This is a genomic window from Corynebacterium sp. MSK044 (genome assembly GCF_030232825.1).
GTDB lineage: Bacteria > Actinomycetota > Actinomycetes > Mycobacteriales > Mycobacteriaceae > Corynebacterium.
Map to the genome: position 1 here is coordinate 1 of NZ_JASPJJ010000024.1, position 15,761 is coordinate 15,761.

Below are 15,761 nucleotides of genomic sequence, written 5' to 3' on the forward strand. Positions count from 1 at the left end.
TCTACGACAACGGTATCGACACCGAGTACACCCACTCAATCGGCATCCAAAAAGGCCAAATCTAACCCCACGACACGTCGGGGCCAGACACACTTTTTGACCCTTAACCCTCGTCTGAGGGGGTTTGATGTGTGGTCGGGATAACAGGATTTGAACCTGCGACCTCTTCGTCCCGAACGAAGCGCGCTACCAAGCTGCGCCATATCCCGGTGTATCAAAACCATGGCCGGGGCCGTGGTGTGGTACTCGGGATACTTTAGTCCACGGTGCGAAGACTGCCAAAACGCCAGCTCGGGGCTATTCCGGGCGTTCGGTGATCCGGATGAGGCTGGCGGACGGGCGACAGAACAGGCGTACCGGGGCGAACTTGGATGTGCCTAGGCCGTTGGACACTTCGAGCCACATTTTGCCGTAGCGGTGGAGGCCGGAGGCGCGCCCCCGGTCAATGTCGGCGTTGGTCACTAGGGCGTGGCCACCGGGGAGGCAGATTTGTCCGCCGTGGGTGTGGCCGGCCAGAACTAGGTCGTAGCCGTCAGCCTCAAAGCGGTCCAGGACGCGACGGTAGGGGGCGTGGGTGACACCGATGGCTAGGTCGGCGGCGGGGTTGGGGGCGCCGGCGACAAAGTCGTAATCGTCGAAGTCGTGGTGGGCATCGTCAGTGCCAGTCACAGCGAGTTTCAGGCCACCAGCTTTGAATTCCAAGCGGGCGTGGGTGGCGTCCTGCCAGCCGCGTTCGATGAAGGCGGCGCGCATGCCCTTCCACGGCAGGTCCACGTACGAGGGTTCGCGCTTCTGGTCCAGCAGGTATTTCAGCGGATTAACCATGCGTGGGGCCCAGTAGTCGTTGGTGCCAAAGACGAAGACGCCGGGGCGATCCAGCAGCGGGCCGAGGGCGTTAAGGACATCGGGGACGGCGCGCTCATCGGAGAGGTTGTCGCCGGTGTTCACCACCAGATCCGGGTTCAACGCGTCAAGGGCGCTGACCCACGCCACCTTCGTTTTCTGCCCCGGGATCATGTGGAGGTCGGAGACGTGGAGGAGGGTGAAGGAGGGGGGCCGGGAGGCGTCGATAAGCGGATTGTGTGGCAACGTGCCGGGCGGAAGAATGGGCAGCTCGTATGTTTTGAGCTGGAATTTTGTTAACTCACTCACGCCGAACGCGAACGCTGCCGCGCCGAGACCTGCGAGTCCTGCGCCCACGCGGGCTACTTGTGCCAAACGCTTCCTCATTCGCCCAAGACTACCCTCGACTACGCTCGGGACCATGAGTGAACTGAAATTGAAGATCGCCTACGACCTCAAAGAAGCAATGAAGGCGAAGGATAAGACCCGCCTTGGTGCGATTCGCATGCTGCTCGCCGCGATTCAGACTGAGGAAACGGAAGGCACGAAGCACGAGCTCACGGATGATGAGGTGCTGAAGATCATCGCGCGCGAGATCAAGAAACGCCGCGAATCCGCCGAGATCTACACGCAAAATGGACGCCAGGATCTTGCGGATACGGAGCTCGCCGAGGTTGCTGTGCTCGAGGATTACCAGCCGGAGCAGCTCAGCGATGAAGAGGTGGCCAAGCTTATCGACGAAGCCGTGGCCGAAACCGGCGCCACCTCCATGAAGGAGATGGGCCAAGTGATGAAGCTGGCTACGGAGAAGGCCGCTGGTCGTGCAGACGGCAAGCGCCTGTCCACCGCGGTGCGGGAGCGTCTGGCTTAGGCGCTTTGCGGGGGCTTAACCGAAGAGGTCCGTGAGGCTATCGGCGAAGCGGTCTAACTCCCGCTCAAAGTCCTCGCGGCTGTAGGTGGGGGAATCCCCGTCGTCCTGCCTGTTGCGGTCGCGGGAGTCCTCGCGGGCGGGGGAGCCATCGGACAGGACCAGCGTGATCGTTGAGTTCGGTCCAGCGTCCGAGGCGGAGCGGGTGTTCACCACCTCGTCGCGGGGTTTACCCGTGCCTGACGTGGTGGTCTCACGCACCCGGAAGCCAGCGTCCTCCAACATGGTGCGGGCTTCATCCTTGTGCATGCCCACCGCGCGCTTGAGCAATTCCTTGCGTGCCGACGGGTCAAACAGCGCACTCGGTGCAGGTAGTCCAGCATCTTGTGCGCCGACGCGGGTGGCCATGGCGAACCAGGATCGAGCCGCTTCGTGGCCACCGAACAGGCTGCCGCTGGAGCACTGGCGCACCGGGCCGGTGCACAGCGGGGTGGTTTGTGTGCCGTCGTTATAGATGTAGGTGGCGGCAGCGAAACCGTTGTTGAAACCGAGGAAGGCGGAGGACTGGTGTGATTCCGTTGTACCTGTCTTGGCGGCCACCGGTCCGCGCCAGCCGTTTGCACCGGCAGCGTCTTTGGCTGTGCCGGAGACGGCGTCCTCAGCCATGCCACCGGCAAGACCGGCGGCGAGGTCTTCGGATACTGCCTGCTGGCACTGAGGGCGCTCGATGAATACTTCTTCCCCGTGGCGGTCCACGACCTTTTCCACTGGGTTAGGCTCACACCACATGCCCTTGGATGCCAGCGTTGCCCCCACATTTGACAACTCCAGCGGATTCACCGGGGTGGGGCCCAAGGTGAAGGAGCCCAGGTTGTTCTGGCGGAAGTAGTCAGCGATGGAACTCTCACCGTCAAAGGTGCCAGCATCCTCGTAGGAGCGAAGACCAAGGCGGACGGCCATGTCCACGGTTTCTTCCACGCCCACGTCCTCAATGAGCTCCACAAAAGATGTGTTCGGCGACTGCGCCAACGCATCCCGCAGCGTCATCTTGGGGGCGTAGGAACCGGCGTTTTCCACACAGTAGGCACCCGCCGGACAGTTGCGGGCGCCACCTTCACCCATGCCGTACACCACAGCACGGTTAGGAACATCGAGCTCAGACTCAAGGTTGTAGCCCTTCTCCAATGCGGCGGCTGCAGTGAAGATCTTGAACACGGACCCAGCACCATTGCCCACCAGAGTGGAGGTTTGGGGCAGCACAGTCTCGCCTGCTTCTTGGTTGAGGCCGTAGCCACGGGAGGAGGTCATGGCCAGGATGCGGCGGGAATCCTCGCCGGGTTCAACCACGTTGATCACCTCGGCCACACCCTGCTGGGTGGGATTGACCGCTCCGGCCGCAGCCTCGTGGGCGATGGTTTGGACCTCTGGGTCGAGGGTGGTGGTGATGGTGTAGCCACCACCCTCGAGTTCTTCCATGGACAAGCCTTTGCTGTCCAGATAGCGCAACGCGTAATCGCACAGGAAGCCTGCATCGCCAGCGGCGATGCAGCCACGGGGGAGGAGAGCGGGTTCCTCCAAGATCCCTAGGGGTTCCTCTGCAAAACGGTCGGCCTCCGCCTGGGCGAGGTAGCCCGAGCTCACCATGGCCTGCAGCACCGTGTTACGGCGGTTCGTTGCACCCTCTGGGTTGGTGTACGGGTTGAGCAGCTCGGAGGATTGCAGCATGCCCACGAGCATCGCTGCCTGCGGAACCGTCAATTCAGCCGCCGAGGTATCAAAGTAGGTGCGTGCAGCAGCCTCAATGCCAAATGCATGATTGCCAAAAGAAACCAGGTTTAGGTAGCGCGCCAGGATGTCCTCTTTGGATAGCTTCTTGTCCAGATCAGACGCCATGCGCATCTCGCGCAGTTTGCGGGGGAGGGATTGCTCGACGGCGGCGCTTTGTTCTTCGGGATTCTCGGCGTCGACAAGCAGAAGATAGTTCTTCACATACTGCTGATTGATCGTGGAGGCGCCCTCAGCTACCCCACCTGCGAGGATGTTGGTCACAATTGCGCGGGCAAAGCCCTGCATGTCTACGCCCTCGTGTTCGTAAAAGCGTCTGTCCTCAATGGCAACGAGGGCGTCCTTAGCGGCCTGGCTGATCTCATCTGGCGCGACCTCGTAGCGGCGCTGGGTGAACATCCACGCCATTGGGGCACCGTTCTTATCGGTGATGGTGGTGACCCCGGGGGCGGACCCATCGGTGAGCTCCGCGAGGTTGGATTGCATCGTCGAATTCACACGGTTGACGGCGGCGCCGCTGATCCCCGCAATGGGGGCAAGGGTGAGCACAGTGGCGAGACCCGCGGCAACGACGCCGACAAGAACTTTTCCTAGCGAACCTAGTGATGACACCCCTCATACACTACGGCTTGAGTTTGCGAAGCGGAATCATCACCTACCCCCGTGTGTGTGATCTAGTCGACAGTTTTAAGACCGCGTGATTAGACTTACAAAACAACGTCACATAAATTTCGACGTACTGAAAACTATTGAAGTCTTTAAGACGTTTTGGAAGGAGACAGCTGTGACCACGACGATCAGTAACCGCACTCTTGGAGTTGCCACCGCGCCTCTCAAGGAGCGGACCAACCTAGTGCGTCCGGTCAAGCCGTCTTCTTTCACTGGCCTTCCTAAGCAGCAGCCACAGCCGAATGATTCGGTGGACACCTTCGAGCGTGGGGAATGGGTCACCCAAGCCGTGTGCCGCCAGGGCGACCCGGACGCGCTGTTCGTCCGTGGTGCGGAACAGCGCAAGGCAGCCGCTATCTGCCGCCGTTGCCCTGTTCTGATGGAATGCCGCGCTGACGCACTGGACAACAAGGTTGAGTTCGGCGTGTGGGGTGGCCTCACCGAACGTCAGCGCCGTGCTGTTCTGCGCAAGAACCCTGAGGTGACCAACTGGGCTGAGCACCTCAAGGCCGGCCGCGAGATCATCGGCCTGTAGGCGCCTCCGGTTACTTACCCAGGAGTTTCTGCACCAACGCGATCACGCCCGCGATGCAAGCGGTAATGCCGCTGAGGAGGAAAGCCCAGATCAATAGGTCTGTGGCGAAGGACGTGGCATCGGTGTCAACCGTTGCAATCAGGAGAATGGCCAACACGAAGGACGCCACGAAGACGATCGCCGACCACTTGAACACCGTGGGTGCGCGCTTCTTTGGCTGAGGCGCAGGGACAGCCGTGTGCTTCACCATGTCCCCGCCATACACCCCCGCCGCAAACGGGTCATAGGGCGAACTCCATGCCTCTTGTAGCAATTCTTCGGGCGTTGGATCAGGGGTCGCTGGCTCTGGCTCAACCACTTGTGGCGCGGGTTCTTCTACAAGGGGCGCCGCAATGGGAGCTGCGACGGGTATTTCTGGCACACCATCGATGGCTAGGCCCACCGCCAGTTCCACCAGCTTGAGTCGGCGCTTCTCACCCACACCGGGAAGGTCGAGCAAATCGTCCGCACTGGCGCTGAGCATCTCGTCGTGGTGCAAACTCCACACGGCCAAGTACCGGTCAATGCCAGCGCCAGTAGCCTCAGGGGCGTGGTGGGGGCGCAAGTCTTCGGAGAGTTCATGCAGCGGCCGCTCCGGGTAGGAGGAGACCCATGCGGCAGCCACCGCCGCGCTGTCAGAACCACCACTTAGCTGTTCCGCGGTCAGCCAGGGGAAGAGCGCCAGGACTGCGTGGTCAGTGTCTTCGGCCCGGCCTACGTCGATAAGCTCAGGCGCCTGACGGTTGGAGGCTTCCAGCGCACTGAGCAGCTGGGCGAATGCCGTCTCCCCGATGATGGGCACGCCCTTCTCGCGCGCCAACTGCGCTTTGCCGCTCATGGTGTCCGGGTTCGCGGCAACAAGGACTGCGCAGGTGCGCTTCACGCCCCCAACATCGAGGCCGGCAGCCGTCGCGCGCTGGGTCCAGACTTCGCGGGGGAGATCAAGGGTGCCGGTGAAGGCCACACGGTCGCCGGGGCAAAGAGTGAAGCTGGCCTGCACGTTACCCGTGAGTGGGTGTTCCATCAGGGACGCTGTGATTGCCGGGTCCACCCCTAACGCACCAGTGATGGCCAGCAATGTTGCGCGCTCACTATCCGTGATCACCCCGTCGGCCCAGGCCTCAACGACAAGCTGGCGAATGAATTCCTCATTGATCGCCTCCACATCGTCTGGTCCCAGACCCGACTGGACTGCCACCTGCTCTAGCTTCAGGATTTCACTGCGGGAAACCTCATGATCAATGAGCACGCGAGTCAGTTCCTCACGGTACGCAGCCTCGTTCTTATGCCCGCTCGCTGGAAGTGCCTGCGACAGTTTCTGCACCCACGCGCCTGCGTGAGAGGTGCCGCCACGGGGTAGCAGGTTCAGTGGGGAGGTGGGTGGTGTGGTGCACATAGCCCTAGAAAAGCCACCGATTGGTGCCGCATTGTGTGTGACGAAATGGGCGAAGAGCTCGGCTGTTGCCTGGGCATCGCCCAAAGCAGAGTGAGGGAAATCATTGTGGATCCCGGTGAGGGCCAGCGCCTCAGCCAGCTTTTTCACCCCCAAGTAGTGGGAGGCCAAATCCATCGTGTCAATCCACCGAGCCGGCAGATGGACATACACTCCTGCACGCTCTAAAGAATGCTCCAGGAAGCGCCGCTCAAAAGGCGCATTGTGCGCAACAAGCACGCGCCCATTCAGCACGCCGCCAAGGTGCGACGCCACATCATCAAAGGTAGGAGCATTAACGACGTCCGTTGCCGTGATCTTATGAATCTCCGAATTCGAAATATCCCGGAGCGGTTGGATGAGTGTTCCCCACGTGCCTTGAACCCCAAGATGGGAGTCCAGCAGCACCACTCCAATTTCAATGATCCGGTCATGGTTGGAAAACCCCGTTGTCTCCAAATCCACTACGGCGTATCCCGACTGATAATTCATATGAGCCCATCCTCAGGCCGATCCTTGTTCTTACAAGTTTCAAGGTATCCGAGGGGAGCGACACTTCATGCGAACAATGGGATCAGTCGTTCGATTGGGATGCGGTGTGGAAGACCCCGGTAGTGTGGTGGCCATGAAGAAATGGGAATACGTCACCGTGCCACTGTTGTCTCACGCCACCAAGCAGATCTTGGATACGTGGGGTGAAGAAGGTTGGGAGCTTGTCACCGTGACTCCTGGCCCGAACCCGGAAAACATGGTTGCTTACATGAAGCGGGAGCTCTAGACCATGGGAGCGCTTGAGCGTATTGAGGAATTGGGTCTGACCCTTCCCGCTGTTGCCGCACCAGTTGCGGCCTATGTGCCCGCCGCAAAAGTAGGCAACCAGGTGTGGACATCCGGCCAGCTGCCTTTCGTAGACGGCGCTTTGCCAGCCACCGGCAAGGTTGGTGCGGAGGTATCCGAGGAAGAGGCTTATGGCTTTGCACGCACCGCAGTGTTGAACGCGCTGGCAGCTGTTCATGCTGAGGTTGGCCTGGATCAAGTCGTGCGCGTGCTCAAGGTTGTGGGCTACGTGGCATCCGCCCCTGACTTCTATGGGCAGCCAGCCGTGGTCAACGGCGCTTCCGAGTTGATTGGGGAAATCTTCGGTGAAAGCGGCGCGCATGTCCGTTCCGCCGTGGGTGTTGCAGTGCTTCCTTTGAACGCTCCGGTTGAGGTTGAGCTGGTTGTTGAGGTGCGCTAGGCGCAGCTCTTCGCCGATTCTGCTAGTGAAGCGGTAGGGTGGAGTGCATGAAGCATCCTGCTTATAGCCAGCTGCGCCCAGTGACTCCCTCCGCTGGTGTGGTCTTGGCACCGAACCCCAGCTATGCCGCGTTGGAGGGTACTAATACATGGGTGATCCGCGACCCGGAGGATGAGTTCTCCATCGTGGTCGATCCGGGCCCGGAAGATGAAGGACACCTCAATGTCGTGCAGGCGAAGGCCGACAAGGTTGCGCTCATCCTTCTGACTCACCGCCACCATGACCATGCGGACGGTGCTTCTCGCTTCCGTCAGCTCACCGGTGCACCAGTGCGTGCTTTTGATGAGCAGTACTGCTCCGACGGTGAAGAGCCTTTGGAAGACGGCGAGATCATCAAGGTTGACGGCGTCACCCCGCAGATCAAGGTGGTGCACACCCCAGGTCACACGGCCGACTGCGTGTGTTTCTACATCTACTCCGGTGATCCGAACAGCCCAGATTCAGTGCTCGAAGGCATTGTCACCGGTGACACGATCGCTGGCCGTCACACCACCATGATCTCGGAGACGGACGGTGACCTGGGTGATTACCTCGAGTCCCTGTCCCGGCTTGAGGAAGATGGTGCGGGTATCCCACTGCTGCCGGGCCATGGTCCGGATGGGGAAAACCTGGCCGAGTTTGCCCGCAAGTACATTGACCGTCGCGAGTACCGCCTCGATCAGATCCGCAAGGTCCGCGAAGAGAAGGGCAATGACCTGTCCATCACCGAATTGGTAGATGAGATGTACGACGACGTGGATCCGGTTCTCCGCGGTGCTGCTGAGCAGTCCACCCGCGTGGCTCTGCGTTACCTCGACGGTAAGAAGTAAGCCTCACCCCTCCCTCCGTCTGAATACGAAACTACAGTCGCCCGCTGCCCCTGACCTTGGGGTTTGTTGGGCGGCTGTAGTGTTTTCCGGAGTTGGTTGTGTTAGCGTGCGCGACGTGCGAGGTGCTCCGTGTCCACGATGACCACGGACTTGCCCTCGAGGCGGATCCAGCCGCGCTGGGCGAAAGTGGCTAGGGCCTTGTTCACGGTTTCGCGGGAGGCGCCAACGAGCTGTGCGATCTCTTCCTGTGTCAGGTCGTGGTTGACGCGCAGCGCGCCACCTTCTTGGACGCCGAATCGGTTGGCCAGCTGAAGCAGGGTCTTGGCCACGCGGCCAGGAACGTCCGTGAAGATGAGGTCTGCCAGCGATGCATTGGTGCGGCGCAGACGACGGGCAAGTACGCGGAGGAGCTGCTGGGAGATCTCCGGGTGGTCGGCGATCCACTGCTTGAGCATCTCCGAGTCCATGGTGGCGGTGGTTACCTCGGTCACGCACACGGCGGAGGAGGTGCGTGGGCCTGGGTCGAAGATGGACAGCTCGCCGAACATGTCGGAAGGGCCCATGACGGACAGGAGGTTTTCGCGACCATCAGGCGCGTGACGGGCAAGCTTCACTTTGCCGTCAACGATGATGTACAGGGTGTTTCCGGGTTCACCTTCATCGAAGATGGTGGTACCGCGGGGGAATGTTTCCGTTTGCATGTCGCTGATGAGGTTGACTACCGCATCAGGGTCGACGCCCTGGAAAATTCCGGCGCGTGCCAGTGTGTCCTGTACGCTTTCCATCGCTTCTCCTTCTTGGTCGCGTTGGCACTGGGGGATAAATGAGCGACTCCAGAGCGCTGTGGAGTTGGTCACCCATGACCTAGTTCGCGCCCTAAGTCACAATGGTCCCTAGATTAGCACGTCTGGATCTTTTGATACGTGCTTTTGCGAGAGTTCCTAGGGCTTTCCCAAAAAAGTTTTCATGCGAAAAGTAGCTACAGATTGAGGTAGCTCGGCCTTTAGTCGTGGGGGTTCACCACTGCGGATTCCAGCCGTTCCATCGCCACGATGAAAAGTGCGAGGAACAGCGGCGCGAAGAGGGCCGCAAGAAAAGTAACCATGTTGACCATCATAAGGCGTTGTCCTACTTCGGTGACTCCGGGCCACCGTGACGTCCTCACAGCTATAGTTAACGGCATGTCTGACGCCGTTTCGCCATCCCCGCACTTTGCGCGCCGGACCCGCCGCCCGGGCACGCATCCAGCAGCGAAGGGGAAAGAAACGGAATTGGGGCGTACCCGCCGTGGCCGGCGCATCAACCGGATGTTGGCGCAGGTCTACCCCGATGCGCATGCTGAGTTGGATTTCACTAACCCCCTCGAACTGCTCGTAGCCACGGTGTTGAGTGCCCAAACGACGGACGTGCGCGTCAACCAAGTCACCCCTGAACTCTTCCGGCGTTATCCCACAGCGGAGGCCTATGCCGCTGCGAATGTGGATGAGATCGGAGAGATTATCCGCCCCGTGGGTTTCTACCGGGCAAAGGCGGGGCATTTGAAGGGGTTGGGTGAAATGCTCGTCGATAAGCATGGCGGCGAGGTCCCCGAATCCCTCGATGACCTTGTGAAACTTCCTGGTGTTGGGCGAAAAACTGCGCATGTCGTGCGCGGTAATGCTTTTGATCACCCTGGGTTGACCGTGGATACGCACTTTCAGCGGCTCGTGCACCGTCTGGCGTTGACGGAGGAAAAAGACCCGGTGGCGATTGAGCATGCGATCGGCGCGATCATTGAGAAAAGTGAGTGGACGATGTTCTCGCACCGCATCATTTTTCATGGTCGTCGCGTGTGCCATGCGCGCAAACCAGCGTGCGGGGCGTGCCCGATCGCGTATGAGTGCCCGAGTTTCGGCGCCGGCCCGATCGAGTGGGATGAGGCCGCAGCATTGGTCACGGGCCCTGAGCGAGAGCACATTCTTGACTTGGCATCCGGCGAAGGGGAAGAGCGATGAACCGTAACTTCCTGCTCGGCGTGGGCGCCATCGTGCTCACCACAGTGCTTGTGATCATCGGGGCGATGAAGCTTTTCGACGTCGCCCCGGGGCCAGACACCGCCCCCGAACCCACGGTGTCCACGGCAGCGTCGCAGGAAGCGACGCCGGAGCAAGCGGACAACGTTGCCCCCGGCTCCCGCCCGGATTGCCCGGTGCGCGCGATTGGCGGGGTGGAACTGCCGTGTCTCGGCGGCAATGAGGCGCAGGAATCTGCACCGGGCTCGAATGATGTGACGGTGGTGTCCCTGTGGGCGTGGTGGTGTGCGCCGTGCCGGGAGGAGTTGCCGTTGTTGGAGGAGTACGCGGCGGCGCACCCGGAGTTATCCGTCGTGGGTGTGCATGCGGACCAGAAGGCTGCAGCTGGTGTGGCGCTGCTGGATGAGCTCGGTGTGGATCTGCCGTCCTACCAGGACAGTACTGGCGCGTTTGCAGCGGCGCAGAACCTGCCACAGGTTGTACCAATTCTCATGGTGTTCCGCGGTGAGCAGCGCATTGGCATGTTTTCTAAACCTTTCACCAGTGTTGAGGAAATCGCGGCTGCTGTTGAGGAGGTGTTGTGATGGGAGTTCAGTTGAACCCTGACCATTCGCCACAGTGGTTGCGCGGTCTCACGGACGTGCTGGGTCAACCAGGAAGCGCGAGGTTGGTGCACAAAATGCAAGGTCACATGCGCTTTGCATCCCGCAAACCTAAACATGCGGCGGTGCTCATGTGTTTCACCGGTAGCGCGGATGCCCTCACCTTGCCTGAGGACGCCGAGATTCTCATCACGCACCGCACCCCGACGTTGCGGAACCACTCCGGCCAGATGGCGTTTCCTGGTGGACGGGTTGATCCGGGAGACACCGGCCCCGTTGGTGCAGCGTTGCGGGAGGCCAGAGAGGAAACTGGGCTGGATCCAGCGAGGGTCACGCCCCTGGCTGTGTTGGAGTCCATCGCGGTGGGGCCCTCCGGTAACCCGGTGAACCCAGTGTTGGCGTATGCGCAGGAGCCTGGCCCGGTGTGGGCGGCGAGCCCGGCAGAAAACGATGATGTTTTCTTTGCACCCCTGTCCCACTTCATCAACCCGGACAACCGCTTTCGTGTGTCACGTTTGGGGTGGTCAGGGCCCGCTTTTGAGTTGGATGGTTATGTGGTGTGGGGGTTTACAGCCTCATTGATTTCAGTGATGATCCGTGAAGCTGGATGGGAGGAGCCGTGGGAACACAAGGATGCGGTGGACCTGCGTCAAGCGCTCGGCGGATCCCGTAACGGGGAGGGGTACGGCTTCTAGATGGTTTCTGGGTTTCTCATCGTGGACATCTTTGTTGTGGTCCTATTGCTTGCCGCGCTGATCAGCGGTTGGCGCAGTGGCGCGCTATCAGCCGGGTTGGGTGCGCTCGGTATCGTTGCGGGGCTTGTTGTGGGACTTGGTGTCGCATCGGCTCTGGTTGGATTGTCAGAAGTGCCTGGTATGCGCGTTTTGCTTGTGCTGGCTACGGTCGTGCTGTTCGTCGGTGTGGGCAACATCGTGGGCGCCACAGTGGGTGCCGCTTTGCGTGATCGCATGCGCACCAAGTCGTCCCAGCGGTGGGATTCAGGGTTCGGCGCGGCCTTCCAAACCATCGTTGCCGCGATGGTGATTTGGCTCGTGTCGCTGCCTGTCGCCGCAAATGTTGGAGGACCCGTGGGCGCCGCAGTGCGCGAATCGCGCATCCTCGGTGCGATGGACAGCGCCGCGCCTACGTGGGGCAAGCAGGTGCCAGAGCAGATTGCAGCGCTTATCGACGTCACCGGGCTCCCACCCATGGTCTCCCCCTTCGAAACCAAGGGGGTAGAAGTCGCGGACCCTGATCCCGCGGATGTTGATCCGGCTGTGATTGAAGCTCTGCGCCCCAGCGTGGTGCACGTACTAGGGGATGCAGAGACCTGTCGCCGTCGCTTGTCTGGCTCTGGTTATGTTGCGGCCCAGGATTACGTGATTACGAACGCGCACGTGGTGGCCGGCACCAACGCCGTTGAGGTGGATACCGTGCTCGGAGTGAAGGATGCAGACGTTGTTCTGTATAACCCCGAGGTGGACCTCGCAGTGTTGCATGTTCCTTCACTCGGTATCGAACCTTTGACTCCAGCGAAGCACCCAGCACGCAGCGGTGATGGTGCTGTTGTGTTGGGTTTCCCAGCCTCGGGGCCGTTTACGGCCACACCGGCGCGGGTGCGCGACAGGGTGACCATCTCTGGGCCAAATATCTACGCCAACGGCCGCACCGAAAGGGAGGCCTACACGTTGCGCGGACAGGTGCGTCAGGGCAATTCCGGTGGGCCGATGGTCACGCCAGACGGCAACGTTGTTGGCGTGATTTTTGGTACCGCTGTGGATGGCAGCAACACCGGCTATGCGCTCACGCTTGAGCAGGTCAATGCGGTGGTGGGGGAGATTGGAAGGCTGACGGAGAGCGTCGATACGCAAAACTGCGTGGGCTAAAGGCGCGCGAGGAATGAATTGAGCGCTGCCACGAACGCGCCGGGCTTTTCAATGTGGGGCACATTCTTCGCCCCTTTAATGCTGTACTGCTGTGCCTGTGGCGCGCGGCGGAGTGAGTAGGCGATGATCCGGTCCCAGACTTTTTGGCGCGGGTGAAGCAACAACACAGGAGCCTGCACCGGGCCGTCCAACGTGTACTTCGGGTGCGGGGACGGCAACTCGATGAGCTTCGGGGTGAGCAGACGCGAATTACGCACGATCCCGCGCAGTGCATTACCGATGCTGGCGGCACGGATACGTAGCGCCAAGGCCTCCTCAAATTCAGGCGTACCAGTGAAGGATGGTGCGGTGTTAATAGTGAGTTCGTGGCGCCAGATGGTGGGCGTAAAACGCTGACAAGCGCGAATGACACCGCGTGGCAACAATCCGACGAGCACGCGCACCGTCATGTATGCGAGCTCCCACGGCCGACGGACCATGTGTGCGCGCAGATCATGCGGATGCGCGGCGGACACCGAGGTCAACGAGATTACTCGATGCGGATAGGCGGCCGCATAAACCCACGCCATCGCCCCACCCGTGTCATGGCCAACGAGATGAGCCGTGTCATGGCCAAGCGCCGTGATCACCCCATCAATATCACCCAAAGCCAACAACACATCGCTGCCCGCTTGCCTCGGTGGCTTATCCGACATGCCATAACCACGCATATCCACCGCCGCAACATGGAATCCCGCCTCGGCCAACGGTGCAATGACATGCTGGAAATCAATCCACGCGCCGAAGGTGCCATGAATGAGCAACACCAGCGGGTCCTGGGGGTTACCCGCCACAGCAGCATGCAGGCGAATCCCGCGGGTATGCAGCATCGTATGCCCAAAAGGGCCATCCACGGCAATCGTGTTCGGCGATATCGGCTGCCGCGGCACACGCGACCTCAGCCGAGGCAGCAAACGGCTGACCTTCATACGGCAGTGCACCCCCTTTACCTAACACAAACGCGCCCGTGATTATCTCACGAGCGCGTGCGGTGAATGCGTCTAGTTCACCGAGGACTACTTAGAACCGGAAGCAAACTCACCCGTGTTGCGGGAGGTGAAAAGCTCCGAGGTGTCCTTGGACAGGTTCTTCTGAGCCTTACCCGGAACCAAATTCTTCAGCTCCCCAACAGACTCAATGGTTTTCTCCGGCTTCTTCATGCCCTTGAAACGCTTCACACCCACCAGCGCCAACAGGCCAGCGGTAATGAGCATGAGCAAGAAGACCAGACCGAAGCCCCATGCCTCATTGGTCCAAATAGCAATCAACTTGGCCAGGAAGAAGAAAAAGAAGAAGGAAGAAAACAGTGAGATCACACCGGCTGCGATGAGCAGGCCACTGCCAATAGCAGCCTTCTTAGCCTCACCCACAACCTCAGTCTTAGCCAGCTCAATCTCGCTGCGCACCAGGCTGGACACCTGCTCAGTGGCGTTGGACACCAACGTGCCCAGCGAGTCCGCGCCCGGCTGGGTCACGTCTGTATCGCGCAGGGGAATCGAGTCGACCTTTGCGTTAAAGCTGGTCGAGCCACTGGTGTACATGCCTTTGTTGCTCACGTTGTAAAAAACCTTCCTTCGGTGGGCCGCGGCGGTGGCACGAACTCATACGAATTCGCGTTGAACGCACCTTTCAAAGTACCGAAAGTACCGTGACATTGCCTGAAAGATGCTTGAAATAAGCACAGATCCCTCATCCTAGCAGCCACGAAGCAGGTAGGTGCAGGTGGAGGCAGGTGGGCTAGGAAGCGTCACGTCCGCGTTGGGCCAGCCATACGCCCACCGCGGCGAGCGCGGTGACACCGGCGGCAATGCTCGCACCGATGCCGATCTCACGGGCGCCAGGGGAGGGGATGAGCGGTTCTGGGTGCTTGAACGTGAGGATCTCCCAGCCGTGTTCCGCGGCATGCTTGCGCAGACCACGCTCCGGGTTCACGGCAACAGGGTGACCAACAACGTCCAACATCGGGATGTCCGTTGTGGAATCCGAGTAGGCGTAACACTCCGGCAAGTTGTAACCGCGCTCCTCGGCTAGCTCACGCATCGCCTCGGCTTTCGCTGCGCCTTTGAGGTAGCGCGTGATGGTGCCAGTGAGCTTGCCATCCACTACCTCAGCCTCGGTGGCAACGATGGTGTCAATGCCCAGTTCTTTCGCAATGGGCTCCACCAGGATGCGGGCTGAAGCTGAAACGATGACTAAGTCATGCCCCTTTTCGCGGTGGTATTCAATGAGTTCTCGTGCCTCCGAATAAATGGCGGGGGTGACCACGGAGCCCATCGTGTCCGTGACAATCTGGGAAATTTCCTCAATGTCCCAGCCTGACACCATCTCCGCGAGGCGGTCTCGTGTGGCATCCATCTTGTTGCTGGACTGGCCCACAAACATGTACGAAGCTTTGCTGAGGTATAACTCCAGCGCTTCTTGCCGGGTGATCAAACCGTTCTCGAGGAAGCCACGGCCGAACGCGAAGGCAGAAGACGTGGCGATGATGGTCTTGTCCAAATCGAAGAACGCAGCCGTGGTCGTGGGCGACATGTTGATAGTTTAGCGCGCTCTGGCACGGGCAACATTTTTCGTGCTCATAGCGGGTTTACGTGGGGATTTAGCTGGTCTTCGAAAAAAATTTCGAAGATTGTATTGCAAAGTCTTGAATTTCTTTATGCCTATGTGCAACAATGGTGCTCGCACGGCCCCGATATACTGTGTGGCCGGCCCCGGTCCAACCCCCCCCGTGACCGGGTTACCCGACGGCCCGCGCACCCCCCCGATAGCGCGGGCCGTCCCCTATTTTCTGGATAGCTGCTTGTGCGGTGGGGCACTGTGCAGTGTGTTCGGCTTGCTGCCTGGCGTTCAGTTGAATGTCCACTTGAGGGCTTAAGGGACATTTCGTGTGGATTTGCGGCGTGTCGCACTAAGGGACATTTCGTGTGGATTTAGGGGCGTCCGGC

16 protein-coding genes and 1 tRNA gene are annotated in these 15,761 nt (G+C 60.3%); 9 read left to right on the forward strand and 8 right to left on the reverse strand.

The features are described from left to right. Positions 1-132: 132 nt before the first annotated feature. Positions 133-209: transfer RNA gene (locus tag QP994_RS10215), tRNA-Pro, on the reverse strand. Between the two features lie 88 nt (positions 210-297). Further along, positions 298-1,230, reverse strand: coding sequence for a metallophosphoesterase (locus QP994_RS10220; protein WP_284855740.1), 933 nt, complete (start codon positions 1,228-1,230; stop codon positions 298-300). A gap of 34 nt (positions 1,231-1,264) precedes the next feature. Here QP994_RS10220 and QP994_RS10225 point away from each other — a divergent pair, with 34 nt between their 5' ends. Continuing rightward, positions 1,265-1,714, forward strand: coding sequence for a GatB/YqeY domain-containing protein (locus QP994_RS10225; RefSeq protein ID WP_284866645.1), 450 nt, complete (start codon positions 1,265-1,267; stop codon positions 1,712-1,714). A gap of 15 nt (positions 1,715-1,729) precedes the next feature. Here QP994_RS10225 and QP994_RS10230 read toward each other — a convergent pair whose 3' ends face one another. Further along, a complete protein-coding gene (locus QP994_RS10230; protein ID WP_284866647.1) occupies positions 1,730-4,108 on the reverse strand; it encodes a transglycosylase domain-containing protein in 2,379 nt (792 codons plus the stop codon). A gap of 307 nt (positions 4,109-4,415) precedes the next feature. Between QP994_RS10230 and QP994_RS10235 the strand changes: the two genes are divergently transcribed. Beyond that, positions 4,416-4,700, forward strand: coding sequence for a WhiB family transcriptional regulator (locus QP994_RS10235; RefSeq protein WP_284866667.1), 285 nt, complete (start codon positions 4,416-4,418; stop codon positions 4,698-4,700). 10 nt (positions 4,701-4,710) lie between these two features. On the opposite strand, the gene QP994_RS10240 is transcribed toward QP994_RS10235, so the two are convergent. After that, positions 4,711-6,663 carry an exonuclease domain-containing protein gene (locus QP994_RS10240; protein WP_284866649.1) on the reverse strand — a complete coding sequence of 651 codons (1,953 nt, stop codon included), beginning with the start codon at positions 6,661-6,663 and terminating at the stop codon, positions 4,711-4,713. Between the two features lie 133 nt (positions 6,664-6,796). On the opposite strand from QP994_RS10240, the gene sp36 reads away from it, so the two are divergent. Genes sp36 through QP994_RS10255 form a run of 3 tightly spaced genes read left to right on the forward strand, consistent with a single transcriptional unit; the run spans position 6,797 to position 8,277 of the window. Continuing rightward, the gene (gene sp36 / locus QP994_RS10245) at positions 6,797-6,949 is read left to right on the forward strand and encodes a Sp36 family protein (RefSeq protein WP_170253116.1); all 153 of its coding nucleotides are present in this window, start codon (positions 6,797-6,799) and stop codon (positions 6,947-6,949) included. A 3-nt stretch (positions 6,950-6,952) separates the two neighbouring features. Continuing rightward, a complete protein-coding gene (locus QP994_RS10250) occupies positions 6,953-7,408 on the forward strand; it encodes a RidA family protein (RefSeq protein ID WP_284866651.1) in 456 nt (151 codons plus the stop codon). A 47-nt stretch (positions 7,409-7,455) separates the two neighbouring features. Then, on the forward strand, positions 7,456-8,277 hold the full coding sequence (locus QP994_RS10255) for an MBL fold metallo-hydrolase (RefSeq protein WP_284866653.1): 822 nt from the start codon (positions 7,456-7,458) through the stop codon (positions 8,275-8,277). A gap of 101 nt (positions 8,278-8,378) precedes the next feature. Here the strand turns inward: QP994_RS10255 and glxR are convergent, their stop codons facing one another. Further along, complete coding sequence (gene glxR, locus QP994_RS10260) at positions 8,379-9,062, reverse strand: CRP-like cAMP-activated global transcriptional regulator GlxR (RefSeq protein WP_284866655.1); 684 nt, start codon at positions 9,060-9,062, stop codon at positions 8,379-8,381. A gap of 396 nt (positions 9,063-9,458) precedes the next feature. Between glxR and nth the strand changes: the two genes are divergently transcribed. The 4 genes from nth to QP994_RS10280 all read left to right on the forward strand — a co-directional run bounded on the left by nth (position 9,459) and on the right by QP994_RS10280 (position 12,777). Continuing rightward, on the forward strand, positions 9,459-10,271 hold the full coding sequence (nth, locus tag QP994_RS10265; protein ID WP_284866657.1) for an endonuclease III: 813 nt from the start codon (positions 9,459-9,461) through the stop codon (positions 10,269-10,271). Then, on the forward strand, positions 10,268-10,873 hold the full coding sequence (locus tag QP994_RS10270; RefSeq protein ID WP_284866659.1) for a TlpA family protein disulfide reductase: 606 nt from the start codon (positions 10,268-10,270) through the stop codon (positions 10,871-10,873). Before nth ends, QP994_RS10270 begins: the two co-directional genes overlap by 4 nt. A 107-nt stretch (positions 10,874-10,980) precedes the next feature. Then, positions 10,981-11,586, forward strand: a complete 606-nt coding sequence (locus QP994_RS10275) for an NUDIX hydrolase (RefSeq protein WP_284855749.1) — start codon at positions 10,981-10,983, stop codon at positions 11,584-11,586. Further along, a complete protein-coding gene (locus tag QP994_RS10280) occupies positions 11,587-12,777 on the forward strand; it encodes a MarP family serine protease (protein ID WP_284866661.1) in 1,191 nt (396 codons plus the stop codon). Here QP994_RS10280 and QP994_RS10285 read toward each other — a convergent pair. From QP994_RS10285 to QP994_RS10295, 3 genes are all read right to left on the reverse strand, one after another. Continuing rightward, the gene (locus tag QP994_RS10285; protein WP_284866663.1) at positions 12,774-13,745 is read right to left on the reverse strand and encodes an alpha/beta fold hydrolase; all 972 of its coding nucleotides are present in this window, start codon (positions 13,743-13,745) and stop codon (positions 12,774-12,776) included. The two genes, QP994_RS10280 and QP994_RS10285, sit on opposite strands and share 4 nt — an antisense overlap. A gap of 87 nt (positions 13,746-13,832) precedes the next feature. Continuing rightward, positions 13,833-14,372, reverse strand: coding sequence for a phage holin family protein (locus QP994_RS10290; RefSeq protein WP_284866665.1), 540 nt, complete (start codon positions 14,370-14,372; stop codon positions 13,833-13,835). Between the two features lie 181 nt (positions 14,373-14,553). Continuing rightward, the gene (locus QP994_RS10295) at positions 14,554-15,348 is read right to left on the reverse strand and encodes an HAD family hydrolase (protein ID WP_284855753.1); all 795 of its coding nucleotides are present in this window, start codon (positions 15,346-15,348) and stop codon (positions 14,554-14,556) included. Between the last annotated feature and the right edge of the window lie 413 nt (positions 15,349-15,761).